This is a genomic window from Arthrobacter sp. KUASC02 (genome assembly GCF_059739395.1).
This window is the reverse complement of the sequence record NZ_AP046053.1, coordinates 2,828,484-2,843,328: the sequence shown is the minus strand read 5'-3', so window position 1 is coordinate 2,843,328 and position 14,845 is coordinate 2,828,484. Positions and strand designations below refer to the sequence as shown.

General features: G+C 63.3%; 15 protein-coding genes and 1 pseudogene. 10 read left to right on the top strand and 6 right to left on the bottom strand.

Annotated features, from left to right (window positions below):
- The first annotated feature begins 51 nt into the window (after positions 1-51).
- The 10 genes and pseudogenes from AC6JAC_RS13185 to AC6JAC_RS13140 all read left to right on the top strand — a co-directional run bounded on the left by AC6JAC_RS13185 (position 52) and on the right by AC6JAC_RS13140 (position 9,318).
- Positions 52-1,659: an ABC transporter substrate-binding protein gene (locus AC6JAC_RS13185; RefSeq protein ID WP_028270738.1), complete on the top strand. Its 1,608-nt coding sequence runs from the start codon at positions 52-54 to the stop codon at positions 1,657-1,659.
- A gap of 113 nt (positions 1,660-1,772) precedes the next feature.
- Complete coding sequence (locus tag AC6JAC_RS13180; protein WP_497965005.1) at positions 1,773-3,281, top strand: glycoside hydrolase family 32 protein; 1,509 nt, start codon at positions 1,773-1,775, stop codon at positions 3,279-3,281.
- 117 nt (positions 3,282-3,398) lie between these two features.
- On the top strand, positions 3,399-4,334 hold the full coding sequence (locus AC6JAC_RS13175) for a carbohydrate kinase family protein (protein ID WP_028270736.1): 936 nt from the start codon (positions 3,399-3,401) through the stop codon (positions 4,332-4,334).
- A gap of 102 nt (positions 4,335-4,436) precedes the next feature.
- Positions 4,437-5,435, top strand: a complete 999-nt coding sequence (locus AC6JAC_RS13170; protein WP_028270735.1) for an aldo/keto reductase family protein — start codon at positions 4,437-4,439, stop codon at positions 5,433-5,435.
- Between the two features lie 503 nt (positions 5,436-5,938).
- A pseudogene (locus AC6JAC_RS13165) lies at positions 5,939-6,118 on the top strand (hypothetical protein); the annotation flags it as partial.
- 74 nt (positions 6,119-6,192) lie between these two features.
- Complete coding sequence (locus AC6JAC_RS13160; RefSeq protein ID WP_043438351.1) at positions 6,193-7,011, top strand: helix-turn-helix domain-containing protein; 819 nt, start codon at positions 6,193-6,195, stop codon at positions 7,009-7,011.
- A 215-nt stretch (positions 7,012-7,226) separates the two neighbouring features.
- On the top strand, positions 7,227-8,153 hold the full coding sequence (locus tag AC6JAC_RS13155; RefSeq protein WP_028270734.1) for an SDR family NAD(P)-dependent oxidoreductase: 927 nt from the start codon (positions 7,227-7,229) through the stop codon (positions 8,151-8,153).
- 35 nt (positions 8,154-8,188) lie between these two features.
- Positions 8,189-8,461: an NAD(P)-binding domain-containing protein gene (locus tag AC6JAC_RS13150; protein WP_442853343.1), complete on the top strand. Its 273-nt coding sequence runs from the start codon at positions 8,189-8,191 to the stop codon at positions 8,459-8,461.
- Positions 8,344-8,769 (top strand): NAD-binding protein, encoded by a 426-nt coding sequence (locus AC6JAC_RS13145; protein WP_028270733.1) that lies wholly within the window; start codon positions 8,344-8,346, stop codon positions 8,767-8,769. The genes AC6JAC_RS13150 and AC6JAC_RS13145 overlap by 118 nt, the downstream gene beginning before the upstream one ends.
- A gap of 348 nt (positions 8,770-9,117) precedes the next feature.
- Entirely contained in the window at positions 9,118-9,318 is a 201-nt protein-coding gene (locus AC6JAC_RS13140) for an IS110 family transposase (protein WP_231511206.1), read from the top strand.
- Here the strand turns inward: AC6JAC_RS13140 and AC6JAC_RS13135 are convergent.
- The 6 genes from AC6JAC_RS13135 to AC6JAC_RS13110 form a co-directional block, all read right to left on the bottom strand.
- Positions 9,296-9,898, bottom strand: a complete 603-nt coding sequence (locus AC6JAC_RS13135) for a TetR/AcrR family transcriptional regulator (protein WP_028270732.1) — start codon at positions 9,896-9,898, stop codon at positions 9,296-9,298. The two genes, AC6JAC_RS13140 and AC6JAC_RS13135, sit on opposite strands and share 23 nt — an antisense overlap.
- A gap of 83 nt (positions 9,899-9,981) precedes the next feature.
- Positions 9,982-10,788 carry a hypothetical protein gene (locus AC6JAC_RS13130; protein WP_051628839.1) on the bottom strand — a complete coding sequence of 269 codons (807 nt, stop codon included), beginning with the start codon at positions 10,786-10,788 and terminating at the stop codon, positions 9,982-9,984.
- Between the two features lie 28 nt (positions 10,789-10,816).
- Positions 10,817-11,683, bottom strand: a complete 867-nt coding sequence (locus AC6JAC_RS13125; protein WP_028270730.1) for an alpha/beta fold hydrolase — start codon at positions 11,681-11,683, stop codon at positions 10,817-10,819.
- A gap of 48 nt (positions 11,684-11,731) precedes the next feature.
- Complete coding sequence (locus AC6JAC_RS13120; RefSeq protein WP_028270729.1) at positions 11,732-12,730, bottom strand: NADP-dependent oxidoreductase; 999 nt, start codon at positions 12,728-12,730, stop codon at positions 11,732-11,734.
- 126 nt (positions 12,731-12,856) lie between these two features.
- Positions 12,857-13,570, bottom strand: a complete 714-nt coding sequence (locus AC6JAC_RS13115; RefSeq protein ID WP_028270728.1) for an SDR family oxidoreductase — start codon at positions 13,568-13,570, stop codon at positions 12,857-12,859.
- 63 nt (positions 13,571-13,633) lie between these two features.
- On the bottom strand, positions 13,634-14,710 hold the full coding sequence (locus AC6JAC_RS13110) for an alkene reductase (RefSeq protein ID WP_028270727.1): 1,077 nt from the start codon (positions 14,708-14,710) through the stop codon (positions 13,634-13,636).
- Positions 14,711-14,845 lie beyond the last annotated feature (135 nt).

Below are 14,845 nucleotides of genomic sequence, written 5' to 3'. Positions count from 1 at the left end.
CCCGGGCACCTGCCGAGGGCCGGCAAAACACACCTCAGAAAAGGAATGACCATGGCAATCAGCCGAAAATACGCCGTCGTTGGCGCCCTGCTGGCCGGAACGATGACATTCACCGCCTGTTCCGGCGGCCAGTCCGGCTCTCCGGAGGTCAAAGACGCCTCCGCTGACTTCGGATTCCAGGCAACAGGCTTCCCGATCGTCAGCAAACCGCTGACCCTGAAATTCTCGGGAACCAAGACGGCCCTTGCACCGGACTACAACACCATGACCGTGGTGAAGAACTGGGAAAAGGACACCAACATCCATGTCGACTGGCAGAATCTGCCCGAGACCGTGTTCAAGGAAAAGAAGAACCTTATCCTGGCCAGCGGGGACCTTCCGGATGCGTTCTTCAACACGGGCCTGACGGACGCAGAAATCGCCACGTACTCCGCGAGCGGCACCTTGATTCCGCTGGAGAACCTGATTGAGAAAAACGCGCCCAATCTCTCCAAGCTCCTGGCGGCCCGTCCAGACATCAAGGCAGCCATCACCTCCTCGGACGGGCACATCTACTCCCTGCCCTCCATTGAGGAGCTCGGCCTCGTCCAGTTTCCCAACGAAATCGCCATTAACACCGCATGGCTGAAAAAGCTCAACATTCCCATGCCCAAGAACATCGCTGAATTCCACGACGCCCTGCTGGCGTTCAAAACCCAGGACGCATCCGGGACCGGCAAGACTATCCCGCTGAGCTTCATGCCCGGTTCCTGGTGCGGCGACATCGTGGACCTGATCGCCGCCCTCGGCGGAGTCCCGGACAACATGGACCACCGCATCGTCCAGGATGACAAGGTCATCTTCACCCCCACGCAGGACGGCTACAAAAAAGCCATCCAAACACTGCACCAGTGGTACCAGGAAGGCCTGATCGACCCCGAGTCCTTCTCCCAGGACGACAAGGCCTACCTGGCCAAGGGCAAGGCCGCCACGGAAAACCTTGGCTCCTTCGTCTGGTGGGAAGTCCCCGAAATGGTCGGCGCGGACCGCGCCAACAATTACTCCCTGGTCCCGGTCCTCGAAGGCGTGGACGGCAAACGGATCGCCAGCCAGTCCAACAACCAGGAGATCGCCCGCGGAGCCTTCGCCATTACCGGGAACAACAAATACCCGGCTGCGACCATGCGCTGGGCCGACAACCTCTATGACCCCATCCAGTCCGCCCAGGCCAACTGGGGACCGATCGGTGAAACCCTGCAGAAGGACGCCAGCGGGCTGCTGACCCAGATGCCGGCGCCGGCCGGAACCAGCGAAGGCGAGCGCCGACAGAAAGTCGCCCCCGGCGGACCGAAGGCCAACACCGCGGAGAACTTCACAACCGTCGTCGCTCCCGAGCCGCGCGCCGCGGAACGCCAGAAGACGGTCAACGAAAACTACAAGCCCTTCGCCGGCAACGACGGCTACCCCTCGGTGGCACTGTCCACCGAGGAACTCCAGCAGATCACCAGCATCGAGACCGACACCACCTCCCTGGTCAAGCAGAACATCGCCAAGTGGATCGTATCCGGAGGCATCGAGCAGGAATGGGACGGTTACGTCACCCAGCTCAAGAACATCGGAGTCGAGAAAATGATCGAGGTCTACCAGCAGGCCTACGACCGCTACAAGAAGAACTCCTAGCCACCGACACGGCGGGGCAGGCCGGTTCATCACGCGCCGGCCTGCCCTGCCGTCCGGAACCCCGCACCGGGAAATTCCCAAACGCACCAGCACAGAATCGAGATCCGACCCTCATGACTGCCGTGACCGCCACAACGGCCGATACCTTCCGGCCCGCCCTGCACTATGCAGCCCGGAATACCTGGCTCAACGACCCCAACGGCCTGATCCACCATGAGGGCGTCTACCACCTCTATTATCAGAACAACCCGCGGGACAACGTCTGGGGAAACATGTCCTGGGGTCACGCCACCTCAACGGACCTGTTGACCTGGACTGAGCACCCGGTAGCCATCGCCTGCGACGAATTTGAAGACATCTTTTCCGGCAGCATCGTCTTCGACCGGCACAACACCAGCGGCTTTGGCACCGGATCAACGGCTCCGCTGGTCGCCGTCTACACCAGCGCCTACAAGACCCCTTCCGCGCTCCACGGCGTCCAGGCCCAGTCCCTGGCCTACAGCCTGGACGGTGGCTACACCTGGACCAAGCACCCCGGCAATCCCGTACTGAACCGTGGGTCAGCCGACTTCCGCGACCCCAAGGTCATCCGCTACGAATCCGACGCCGGAAGCTACTGGGTCATGGCGGCCGTGGAAGCCCAGGATTTCGAAGTCGTCTTCTACAAATCCCACGACCTCAAGTACTGGGAACTGCTGAGCAGCTTCGGCCCGGCCAACGCCACCGGCGGGGTCTGGGAATGCCCGGACCTCTTCCCGCTGCCTGTCGACGGTGACCCGGAAAACCTCAAGTGGGTCCTGACAGTAAACCTCAATCCCGGCGGCCCCAACGACGGCTCGGCCGGACAGTACTTCGTCGGGGACTTCGACGGGACCACGTTCACCTCAGACACCACAGTCACCGACGGCCTGCAGGACCCGGACCGCCTCGCCGAGTACCAGTGGCTCGACTGGGGCAGGGACTACTACGCCGCCGTTTCATTCAGCGACGTTCCCGACGGCCGAAGGCTCATGATCGGCTGGATGAACAACTGGCAGTACGCCAACGAGATCCCCACCTCACCATGGCGCAGTCCGATGTCCCTGGTCCGTGAAGTGTCTCTGCACAGCGTCGAGGGGAGCTGGCGGCTGGCCCAGCTGGCCGCCGGGGAGCTGGCTCCACGCGCCGGGCAGAGTCCGTCATTCAGCCTCGCGGCAGTCGAAATATCCGAGGGGCAGCGGGTCCTGGACGGCGCGGCCGGCAGCGTCCAACGCATCGAGTTCACCGCTACACCGGGAACGGCCGAGGAATTCGGGCTGATTGTCCGCGGCGAGGGAGCACAGGGAACCCGCATCGGCATTCGTCCCGCGGAAGCGCTCATCGTTGTCGACCGCAGGGAGTCCGGACACACGGACTTCCACGAATCTTTCGCGTCCCTCGACGCTGCCCCGATCCGGGCGACAGACGGTGGCTATGAAATCACCGTCTACGTGGACCGCTGCTCCGTCGAGGTTTTCGCCCAGGGAGGCCGGATCACCCTGACCGAGTTGATCTTCCCGGCCGCCACCAGCACCCAGGTCTCGCTCTACGCCAGCGGGGGCACAGCAACTCTCACTAGCCTGAATGTAACCCAATACGCATAACGGTCCCCAGCCTGCCGTGGAAGCGGCAACCGCCGCCGCGGCCTGCGCGGCCGGCAGCATGAACGCGCCACCTCCTTGCCCGAACCCGGCAGCACACCGCCTGAAGAAAGACCTGACATGCACTATCTCGAGTCCGGCGGCCCGTCCCGGCCGCTCCTGGACGTCGTCGTTGTCGGCGAAGCCCTCATCGACGTCGTCACCTCGCCCGAGGGGACCAGCGAGTACCCTGGCGGGTCACCCGCCAACGTTGCCTATGGGCTTGGCCGGCTCGGCATCAACACCGGTCTGCTGACCGCCATCGGCGACGACGAACGCGGCGCCGCCATCGAACGGCACCTGCACAGTGCCGGTGTGACGCTCCTGCCCGGCTCATACTCCTTGGGAAGAACCGCCTCGGCGACCGCGACGATCGCCCCGGACGGGTCCGCCAGCTACGACTTCGACATTACCTGGGCCCTGGAACCGGTCGCCCCCGCCTATGTCCCGAAGGTTCTTCACACCGGTTCGATCGCCACCTTCCTGGCACCGGGCGCGGACGCGGTCAAATCCCTCCTGCAGCAGAGCCGGCATGAGTGCACAATCACCTATGACCCCAACATCAGACCCGCCCTGCTCGGCAGCCACGCCGAGGCCATATCGATCTTCGAAGACCTGGTTCAGCTGACCGACGTCGTCAAACTCAGCGATGAGGACGCCCGTTGGCTCTACCCGAGGAAGGACCTGGATGGCACCGCAGAGCACCTCCTCGGGCTCGGCGCCCAGCTGGCAGTCATCACCCAAGGTTCACAGGGTTCACTCCTGGCCACCGCCGCGACACAGCTGAATATCCCATCAGTGACATCCGGGGTCGCTGACACGATCGGCGCCGGCGACTCATACATGGCAGCCCTGATCCTAGGACTTATCACCCGCGGCACCGACGGTCTAGCCCCCGCCGTCCTGGAGCAGCTGGGACGCACAGCCTCCGTGGCCGCCGCCATCACCGTGCGCCGCCCGGGCGCCAATCCGCCGACCTTGGAGGAACTCAGGAACCATTTGCAGCCGGCTTCCTAGCCTGGGTCACAAGTCCATCCTTCAGACAATTCAAAAATCCGCGGGCGCTGCCTCCGGCCCGGAAGCCGCCGCCAGCGTCTGTCTCCGAAAGGCACTACGAGCATGGAATACCGCAAACTTGGCTCCTCCGGCATGTACATAAGCGAACTGGCTTATGGGAACTGGGTCACCCACGGCGAGCAGATAGAACAAGACGCGGCCACTGCCTGCGTCCGTCAGGCGCTTGACCTTGGCATTACCACCTTCGACACCGCCGACGCCTACGCAGGCAACCGCGCGGAGATGACGCTCGGTGAAGCGTTGGCCGATGTGCGGCGCGAAAGCGTCGAGATCTTCACCAAGGTGTATTTCCCCACCGGCGACGGCCGGAATGACCGCGGGCTGTCCCGCAAGCACATCATGGAATCCATCAACGGCTCCCTGAAGCGGCTGCAAACCGACTACGTGGACCTCTACCAGGCCCACCGCTACGACTACGAGACACCGCTGGAAGAGACAATGCAGGCCTTCGCCGACATCGTCCGGGCCGGAAAGGCTCTTTACATCGGCGTCTCCGAATGGACGGTGGACGAAATCCGCGCCAGCGCCGCCCTCGCCCGGGACCTTGGCATTCACCTCATCTCCAACCAGCCCCAGTACTCCCTTCTCTGGCGGGTCATCGAAAAAGAAGTCGTGCCCGCCTGCGAGGAACTGGGTCTGGGACAGATCTGCTGGTCACCCATGGCCCAAGGCGTGCTGACCGGAAAATACGTTCCCGGCCAGGCAGCCCCCGCAGCATCGCGCTTCACAGGAGAGGACGGCAAACTTAAGTCAGACAATCGCTACCTGACCGAGGACATTCTCACCCGCGTCCAGCAGCTCAAACCGCTCGCCGCGGACGCCGGCCTGTCAATGCCGGCACTGGCCGTCGCCTGGGTACTGCAGAACCCAAACGTATCGGCGGCCATCGTCGGCGCCTCCCGCCCTGACCAGCTCATAGACACCGCCACCGCAGCGGGAGTGAAACTTGACCCGGCCCTCCTGGCGCAGGTCGATGACATCATGGATCCCGTCGTTGAACGGGATCCCGCCAAAGTGGAATCCTTCACAACTCGTCCGTGAAACGAAACAAGTCCCCATCGTCGAGGATGTGGCAGACGGTCGTGATGGACACATTCTGCTGCATCTGCACGTTTGCGACGCGTCTTAGCTTCATTTTCATAACGACTTCGCGTGTATGGGCAGGCGCCCTTGATGATGGCGATCCCCGGGGGTTTCGCCAGGTCTGGGTGCACAGAGACTGCCGTTTGGAGCCCAGCATGGCGATGACTGGGACCGGACAGGGATATGCCAGAGCCTGCAGCGGACGGCAGCGTGCCCGATTCCCTGGAGATGGCGCATAAGGGGGTTGAGGCCCGCACGGTCCAAGCCACGCCGTCGTTGACGGACTGGGCGACATGACCAGTTCCGGCTGTCACGAACTTCTCTACTTTTCCGTCGCCTTCCTGTGGACACCCGGGGGGGTGGTCCGGATTTGGTCGCGTCCAGCATGCCGTCCAGCGAGCTCTGGCTTCCTTCGGTCGTCGAAGACGAATTCGGGGTGATCTGACTGGGCTGGTCGCCCTAACGAGCACTACCGCCGTCGACGTGAGGCCGGCGACTGGCACGCGGCCGCCCAACGGAATCGCCTTAACCGCTTCCTGGGCCAGCTCTACCACTGCCTCCAGCCCCGGATGCACTTCGACGAGGCCGGAGCCTTCGTGCATAAGATAGCCGGCTCCACTGGATCGGTGCCGGCCAGCTAGAAGGGAATGGACAGTTCCCTGATGTGAATTCGGCGGCTCCGCGTTTGATGAGCGCCCGGGCGTAGATTAGGTCCGTGGCTAAAAACAGCGCTTTCGGAGAGTACCTGCAGGCGCGCCGAAAGCTTGTCCGGCCGGAAGACGTCGAACTGCGCAGCTACGGGCGGCGCCGGGTTCCTGGTCTTCGGCGTGAAGAGGTTGCCGGCATCGCGGGCATCAGCGTGGATTACTATGTGCGCCTGGAGCAGGGGAAAGACCACCACCCATCCCCGCAAATACTCGACGCTCTCGCACGCGCCCTGCGCCTGGACCCGCCCTCAACCATCCATCTGCACCGGCTCGCGCGACCGGTCCTGCAGGTCGCGGCCAGTCCCGCGCCGGCCGGGGTGGCGGAAGGCTTGTCGTATTTGCTGGTCACGTTGGCCCATGTTCCTGCCTTTGTTCAGGACCGCTTCATGAACGTCCTCGCTGCCAATCCGCTGGCCGTTGCCCTGTCCCCGAGAAACGAACCGGGCACGAACGTGCTGCGGGCAGCATTCTTGGATCCCGCCGAACGGGAGCTCTACAAGGACTGGGAACACGTCATGGAAGACGCGACCGCGGGACTCCGCGCAGCTGTGGGGGAGCGCATCAACGACCCGCAACTCGAGGCGCTGGTCGTCGAGCTATCAGAGCGCAGCGCCTACTTCCTCCAGCTTTGGGGGCGCCACGATGTCCGCCCCAAGGTGGCGGGCAAGCGTCTGCTGCATCACCCGGTGGTGGGCGAACTCGAGCTCTTCCACGAAAAACTGGCTGTCACCGGAACGGACGGTCACCTCTTGGTCATTCACCACGCCGAGCCCGGCAGTGCCTCCGAACGGGCGCTGGAGCGCCTGGCCCGGACACTCCCGGCCTGACCTGAACCCTCCACTAACGGCGGCTCTGAATCACCCCCCGATGGTAGCCCCGGCATTCATATGAATCACAGGGTTCTGGCTGCCTGATTCCGGCGGCAGCACACTGAATCTCGGAGCTTCCCAAGACCCCCTCCGTCCTTCAGTTTTGCAGCCGAAGGACTCCGGGCGGCTCCTATGAAAAACGCTTCCCGACCTGCCGAAAGAAGACCAACCTCATGGCAAGAATCACCACCGGTTTCGGATTCAGCTCCACCACCTCCGATGTCACCGAGGGCATCGACTTCACCGGAAAGCGCGTCATCGTCACTGGCGGCGCTTCCGGCATCGGAATCGAAACAGCCCGCGCGTTCGCCAACATCGGTGCCGAGGTCACCTTGGCGGTGCGCAACGTCGAGGCCGCAACGCCAATAGCGCAGGAATTGCGCGAGTCAACAGGTAACAACAGCATCTTCCTGGGCAGGATGGACCTCGCCGACCTGTCCACCATCACCGAATTCGCCGACGAGTGGACCGGCCCGCTGCACGTGCTGGTCAACAACGCCGGCATCATGGCACTGCCCGAACTCGAGCGAACCCCGGAGGGCTGGGAAATGCAGTTCGCCACGAACCATCTGGGCCACTTTGCCCTCGCCCAGGCCCTGCACGGAGCCCTCGCCGAGGCAGGGAACGCCCGTATCGTGTCCCTAAGCTCCAGCGGACACCTGTTCTCCCCGGTCATGTTCGATGACCCGCACTTCAACTTCGTCGCCTATGACGCCTTTGTCGCCTACGGGCAGTCCAAGACCGCGTCAACCCTGTTCGCAGTAGGCGTGACCGCCCGCTGGGCCAAGGACGGCATCACCTCCAACGCCGTCATGCCCGGGGCCATCGCCACCAAACTCCAGCGCCATACCGGAGGGCTGCGGACCCCCGTCGAACGCCAGAAGACCCCCCAGCAGGGTGCGGCGACCACCTTGTATGTGGCGACTTCCCCGGAGCTGGAGGGTATCGGCGGACGCTACTTTGAGGACGTCAACGAGGCCCGCATCGTGGACCGCCGCGGCCCCGACTACACCGGAGTGGCACCCTATGCGCTCGATCCGGCCAACGCCGAGCGGCTCTGGGACCTCTCGACCGAACTCCTTGCCCGGGAGACGGTGTGAAAACCATCAAATCCTCCACGCTGAAAGACAATGACATGACCGGCAGCACCGCCACACCCGAGGCAACACCAACCACATTAGCGATCACCCCGGGCGCTGCCTCGGAGCTGAGTGTCGGCTGGGTCGGCCTCGGAGACCAAGGTGCCCCCATGGCACGGGCCATCGCCGAGGCAGGCTTCGAACTGAACGTATGGGCCAGGCGCTGGCGACGGTCCAGCCCGTCTTGGAGGCGTTCTCCAAGAAGGTCTCCCACATGGGCGCCGCCGGGTCGGGGCAGACCGGAAAACTCATCAACAACGCCCTGCTGATGATGAACCAGAAGAACGTCCAGGACATCCTCGCCTTGGCAAGCAAACTGGACCTTGACCTCGGAGCCCTGACGGACCTGCTGCTCTCCGGAACCGGCCGCAGCTTCGCCCTCGAGGCACTTACCGGTGCCGTTACCACCACCAACGCCGACCACCTCAACGTCCTGCAGATCATCGACATGGACCTCTTCGCCGAGGCCATGACAAGCCTCGGCCAGGACATCGCCGCCATCGACGACTACGCACGGGCCGGCGCCAGCGGCCTGCCCTTCGCCGCCCACTTGATCGCCAGGGTGCCTCACCCCTAGCCGAAGAGCGCAACGAACGAGGAAAACGTGGGTGCCTCAACGACCACCAAAAATCCAAGCCAGCTCATTCGACTTGACGTCTAAAGACCGTGAGATGTCTTTTCTGAGGGAAGAACTGAGACCGGCCCCACGGGTCCGGCCTCAGCCCTTAGAACGGTCATCGCCTCGCTCGGGCTGTTAAAGCTCCTCGGACGATTTCCGTCGTGACGACTCCGGAGGATTGGCCGGCCGCCGCCCCGCGATGACCCGACCGCTGATTGGGAGACGCGACGTGATCGCCGGATAAGGACACTACGGCGCGGTTATCTGCCGGGCTCCAACCCATCCGACAGACTGGGGGCTGTTTTGGTGCACCTATGGCCCGGTATTGACGCCGGCAACGCCCATCATCACTGCGTCGTGATCGACGCCTACGGAAACCGTGTGCCCTCACAAAGAATCCCCAACGATGAGGCAGCCCTGCTCGAGCTCATCGCGAACGTCCTGAAACTGGGTGACGGAGAGGAGGCCCAGTTTGCCGGCCGCGTCAGCGGGGTATCAGCAGGCTGATTTGTGTCCTGATGTCCTGTACCAGTGCTTCAATTTCCAATCCAGCGTTCACACTTGCGGCCATGCTGACAAACATGATCGCCGAGATGATGCGCGCCGTCGTCGCGGCGTCACCCACGCCGCCCAGTTCGTCCCGGTCCAGTATGGCGGCAATGGCCTCCTCGGTTTGCCCAACGATGGATAGTGCTGCGCTGTGGTGTGGCTCCGTAGGGTCGCCGAAGACCATTTCCCGCAGGTAGAAGCGTCCGTTGTCGATCTGGGTTCGGTTGCACTCCACGATCGGCCGCACGACGGCCATCACCGCACCCAGGGCATCCCGGATGGTTTCAGCATCCGCCCGGCCCCGCTGGAGAGCTTCGGCGTAGTTGGCGTTCTGAACGAGGAGGAGGAGTTCTCCCTTGGTTTTGGCGTAGAGAAAAAGGGTTCCGGTGCCGATGTCGGCTTTGTCGGCGATCTGCTGGGTGGTGACGTCCTCGACCCCGTATTCGGCGAACAGCTCCGTGGCTGCGGCCGTGATGCGGTCCAGCTTCTCCTGCTTGTTCCGCTCGCGCCGTCCGGGCGGCTGGGATGTGACAGGCATGTGGGTTCCTCTGGACGTAAACTGACTGGACTCAATAATGAGTATATCGAAGCTGCGGAGACCGGGCCCTCCGGTCGGCGCCCCTACTCTTTGTAGTGGGGGAGGATCCGGCCACTCTTGACGTACGTCAGTGCTGCTTCAACGTCATAGGCATGGATGGCAGAGACCACTGGCTTCAGTTGATGCGAGAGGTTGCGGACGGTAGGGCTGCTAAGGAATGCGGCGCGGGCTGCCGGTTCGGCGAATCCCAGGATGATTGATGCGTGGAAGCGTTGGTCCGCCGGGTTGTCGTGGGCGACGCGGGGTGTGTCCCACATCTTTTTAATCCATGGCATGAATGACTGGGTGCGCAGTTCCTTTAGCATCCCAGTATCAGCCAGGGCAGGAACAAGTTCCTTTTTCACGGCCCGCCGGAATTCACCTGGGCGGACACCGGGGCGGCGGCGGAGGTAGATGACCGTGCGAGCCCCGACAGTCTCTGCCGGGGACGCGACGTCATACCAGCGTGAAGTGTTCGGCGGGCCGGCGTAGAGAAGGGTGCGGCGGAATACGTTGACTTCGTCCTTGTAGGCCAGGGCGGTTTGCTTGCGCCCCTTGAGCGGCGAAAGCGCGGATTGGAAAGTGACTTCCGCGATGCCGTCGATCTTCCGCTCTGCAGGGATGGCGGTCTCCACGCCTGTGGTTGCGGGCCATAGGCCGGGGTTGTGTTCGGCGAGGTGGATCTGCCGGTACTCCTCCAGCCCTGGTGTGGCGGCGATGATGCCCGAGTGCGGGCCCTTCCAGTAGTCCATGCCGGTTTGGCGCGCCTGCTCGGTGCGCACCCAGAGCAGGACGGAGGACGTGAAGTGCTTTGTCACCTGCGGTTGGGCTGTTGCCGGTGGGGTGCCCATGGGTGCCTTCCTATCGCGAGCGTTGTGGTCAGGGGGCGAGGAATTCGACGACGGCGGGTGCGAACGTGGCGTGGTACTGGAAGATACCACCGTGGCCGGAGTCGGGGTAGATGATCAATTCGGATCCCTTGATGCGGTGATGCAGGTCCTCAGAGAGCACGGAAGGCACCATGCGGTCGTTGTCGCCATTGGCGATCAGTGCGGGCTGAGTGAGGATGGACAGGTCCGACGGGGCCGAACGGCCGAACTTCTGGATTGCCTTCAGCTGCGTCTGAAATGCCCGGGTGCTGATTGGCTTGTCACGGTTCTCGGTTCGTTCCTGCAGGCGTTTGATGAAGGCTTTCGCGGCGGGTTTGCCGGTGGCGTTCCGGTTGAAGAACAGGAATTCCTTGGGGTCGGACCGGGTCAGGGTTGCCCGGAGGATGTCCCGGTAGGTGGTGCCGACGACCTTGTCGATGTCCTTACCTCCGCGCGGACCGGTTCCGGTCAGCACGAGCTTGCGGACAAGATCGGGATGTTTGATGACCAGGTCCTGGGCGACCATGCCGCCCAGGGAGAAGGAGAAGACATCAATCGTGTCGAACCCGAGGGCCTGGATGAAGGTGTAGGCGTCGTCGGCCATTGCTTCGATACTGTCGGGAACTTGTCCAGTGGAAGCGCCGACGCCGGGCTGGTCGAAGGTGATGACGTGGCGGTTCCTGGCAATGGGGTCGATGATACGGGGGTCCCAGTTATCGAGGGTGGCTGCCAGGTGCACGAAGAACACGACGGGGATCCCGCCCTTCGGCCCAAGCTCGCGATAGGCGTAGCTGACGCCTCCGGCGGTAATGGTGCTGGCAGGTGCCTTCGCGTACGAGGTGACGACTGGCTCGTTTGGGGCGTCGATGTTGTCCATGACGGTTGTTCTCCTGTGTTCTCTGCGTGAAGAGCGGGTATCGGCGGGTCAGCCGGTGACGGTGAGCACTGCTTTGCCCCGGAAGCCCCCTGCGGCCAGGGATTGCAGTGCCTCTGGAGCCTGGCCGAAGGTGAAGACCTTCCCTACGACGGGGCGTAGCACGCCGGCGTCAACCAGGGCGCTGATTTGACGTAGTTGGTCGCCGCTGGCCCTCATGAAGAGAAACTCGTAGCTGACGCCGAGCTTCCTGGCTTGCTTCCTGATCTTGCTGCTGAGCCCTGTGATCACAAGGCGTAGCAGGGGGTTGAGGCCTGCTGTGCGGGCGAAGGCCGGATCGGGCGGGCCGGCGATTCCAATCGCCTTCCCACCGGGCTTGAGGATGCGCAGTGATTTCTGCAGGTTTTGCCCTCCGAGGCTGTCGAGCACCAGATCGTATCCGCCCAGGAGTTGCTCGAAGTCCTGGGTGCGGTAGTCGATGACGACGTCGGCGCCGAGGTCCCGTACGAACCCGGCGTTGGAGCTGCTGGCGGTGGTTGCGACGGTCGCGCCGAGATGCTTGGCGAGCTGGATGGCGATGGAACCGACTCCGCCTGCGCCGGCATGAATGAGAACTTTCTGCCCTGGACGCACGTTGCCCTGCTCGACGAGGGCCTGCCATGCGGTAAGGGCTACCAGTGGCAGCGATCCGGCCTCCTCCATGGTGGCCGATTCGGGCTTGAGCGCAAGGTCTTCCTCCGCAATGGCAACGCGTTCAGCGAACGTGCCGATGCGGTCCTGGTTCGGACGGGCATAGACCTCATCCCCGGGCTTGAACCCCTTCACCTTTTCCCCGACGCTCAGCACGGTGCCGGCTACGTCGTTGCCGAGGACCAACTGGAGCTTGTAGGGAAGGATCTGCTTGAACTCGCCCAGGCGGATCTTCTCGTCCAGCTGGTTCAGGCCGGCAGCGTGCACCTGCACCAGCGCGTCCCGCTCGCCGACGGTCGGTTCAGCAACCTCGGCTTCGCGCAGCGGTTCCTTGTACTTGGTGATAACGAATGCCCGCATGCCGCGATGCTCCTTCTAATTAAAGTGACTCTAGTCAATTATGACTATACTCAGTTAATTGGTAAGCGTCAATGAAAAGTGCCGTGATGATGGGTTGACCCCATCACCACGGCACGGCAGCTGTTGCTAAGACTTGCTGGGCGCAAGTTGGGGGTAGAGCGCCTCGATGGGGGCGCTGAGTCCGGCCTTGAGCTGCACGGACGTCTCGTCGGCGAGAACTTCGTACTCGCCGGCTTCGAGGGCATCAAATACCGTGGTGACCAGATCGGCCGGGTCCATCTTGGGGTCGGTGGCATGCGCCGCCATCGCCGTGTCGACGTAGCCGACATGGACTCCCACCACGTGTACTCCTTCGGCGGCGAGCTCCAGGCGCAGCGAGTTCGTGGCCGACCAGAGGGCCGCTTTGGTGGCACTGTAAATGCCGCCGACGGCGTACCAGCTCATTGCGGAGTGGATGTCGATGATTGCGGATGTGTCCTTGGCTGACAGGATCGGCGCGAACGCGCGGGCGAGGAAGAGCGGGCCGAGGAAGTTTGTCTCGACGCTGGTCCGGATTTCCGCGTCGGTGTGGGAAAGGATGCCGGGGGTTGCAACGGATGCTCCAGCGTTGTTGATCAACACTGTGACGTCGCCCGCAGCCTCGACGGCGGCCCGTATTGAGGCCGGGTCTGTGATATCGAGGGTCAGTGGGACGATGCGTTCGTCCTCCCAGGTGCGGGGGGTGCGGGCGGTGGCGTAAACCTTGCTGGCGCCGCGTGCGAGGGCTGTGTGGACGAAGTGGGTTCCGATGCCGCCGTTTGCGCCGGTGACGAGGACGACTGCTCCATTGAGTGAGTGCATTTCACGAACTTTCTTGTGCTGATTTCCATCCACGCCGGTCGGCCCGGGTGGTGTGGTGCGGGATTAGGCGTGGGCAAGGGCCGGGTAGTCGGTGTATCCGGTTGCCCCGCCGCCGTAGAGGGTGTTGGGATCCAGCTCGTTGAGCGGGGCGTTTGCGCGCAGGCGCTCAACGATGTCGGGATTGGCCAGTGCGAAACGGCCCAGTGGGGCCACGTCCGCAAGGCCGGCCGCGACGTCGTCGGCTATCTGCTCGCGGTTGCGTCCGTAGCGGACGACGAGCACCGCCGTCGGCCAAATGTTCCTGAGGGATCGGAGCAGTTCGTCGTCGCCTACATGGTGAAGGTGCAGGTATGCCAGGTTCAGGGTCGCGAGCTCGGCTACCAGGTGCCGGTACTGGGCGTGCACCCTCTCGGTGTCGCCCTCGTTGATGCCACCCAGTGGCATGGCGGGGGAGAGGCGGATACCCACCCTGTCTGCGCCGATTTCATCGGCCAGGGCCTGGGCGAGTTCGATCACGAACCTCGACCGGTTTTCTATTGATCCGCCGTACGCGTCGGTGCGGTGGTTTGCGTTGGGGGAGAGGAACTGGTGCAGGAGATAACCGTTCGCTCCATGGATTTCAACTCCGTCGGCGCCGGCTGCGATGGCCGATGCCGCCGCGTGGCGGAAGTCAGCCACGGTGTTCTGGATATCCTCCGTGCTGAGCTCTCGTGGTGTCGGCGTTTTCTGGGGTCCGGTCGGCGTGAGAATATCCTGGTCTGCGGAGATCGCCGAGGGCGCCACGGGCTGACGGTGATGAGGAGTGTTGTCCGGGTGGGACATGCGGCCCGCGTGCATGAGTTGGATGAACACCGCCCCGCCGCGGGCGTGAACTGCTTCGGTGACGCTTCGCCAGCCCTCGACATGCTCGGGTGTGTAGATCCCCGGTGTGTTGGCATAGCCCTGTCCGTCTGCCGACGGCTGGGTGCCCTCGGTGATGATCAATCCCAAGGAGGCGCGCTGCCCGTAGTACTCGGCCGCTAAGTCGCCCGGCGCGCCATCAGGGCTGGAGCGGTTTCTCGTCATGGGTGCCAGCGCCAGCCGATGGGATAGGTCAAGGCGGCCAAGAGTAAGTGGTTGCCACAGGGCGGAAAGGGTCACGGGATAGTCCTTTGCGTTCGATGTATCAGAGCATCACCGCCGTCCAGCCGTAGTTCGGCCGCCGTGGACGCTAAGACCTGCTAATGCGTCCGCACGTTGGTGACTACACTCATAACTGAGTGTGCTCAGGATATA

What these genes read in the sequence shown, in the direction of transcription:
- AC6JAC_RS13185 (WP_028270738.1), top strand. Translation starts at nt 52, where the DNA reads ATGGCAATCAGCCGAAAATACGCCGTCGTTGGCGCCCTGCTGGCCGGA.
- AC6JAC_RS13180 (WP_497965005.1), top strand. Translation starts at nt 1,773, where the DNA reads ATGACTGCCGTGACCGCCACAACGGCCGATACCTTCCGGCCCGCCCTG.
- AC6JAC_RS13175 (WP_028270736.1), top strand. Translation starts at nt 3,399, where the DNA reads ATGCACTATCTCGAGTCCGGCGGCCCGTCCCGGCCGCTCCTGGACGTC.
- AC6JAC_RS13170 (WP_028270735.1), top strand. Translation starts at nt 4,437, where the DNA reads ATGGAATACCGCAAACTTGGCTCCTCCGGCATGTACATAAGCGAACTG.
- AC6JAC_RS13155 (WP_028270734.1), top strand. Translation starts at nt 7,227, where the DNA reads ATGGCAAGAATCACCACCGGTTTCGGATTCAGCTCCACCACCTCCGAT.
- AC6JAC_RS13150 (WP_442853343.1), top strand. Translation starts at nt 8,189, where the DNA reads ATGACCGGCAGCACCGCCACACCCGAGGCAACACCAACCACATTAGCG.
- AC6JAC_RS13145 (WP_028270733.1), top strand. Translation starts at nt 8,344, where the DNA reads ATGGGCCAGGCGCTGGCGACGGTCCAGCCCGTCTTGGAGGCGTTCTCC.
- AC6JAC_RS13135 (WP_028270732.1), bottom strand. Translation starts at nt 9,898, where the DNA reads ATGCCTGTCACATCCCAGCCGCCCGGACGGCGCGAGCGGAACAAGCAG.
- AC6JAC_RS13130 (WP_051628839.1), bottom strand. Translation starts at nt 10,788, where the DNA reads ATGGGCACCCCACCGGCAACAGCCCAACCGCAGGTGACAAAGCACTTC.
- AC6JAC_RS13125 (WP_028270730.1), bottom strand. Translation starts at nt 11,683, where the DNA reads ATGGACAACATCGACGCCCCAAACGAGCCAGTCGTCACCTCGTACGCG.
- AC6JAC_RS13120 (WP_028270729.1), bottom strand. Translation starts at nt 12,730, where the DNA reads ATGCGGGCATTCGTTATCACCAAGTACAAGGAACCGCTGCGCGAAGCC.
- AC6JAC_RS13115 (WP_028270728.1), bottom strand. Translation starts at nt 13,570, where the DNA reads ATGCACTCACTCAATGGAGCAGTCGTCCTCGTCACCGGCGCAAACGGC.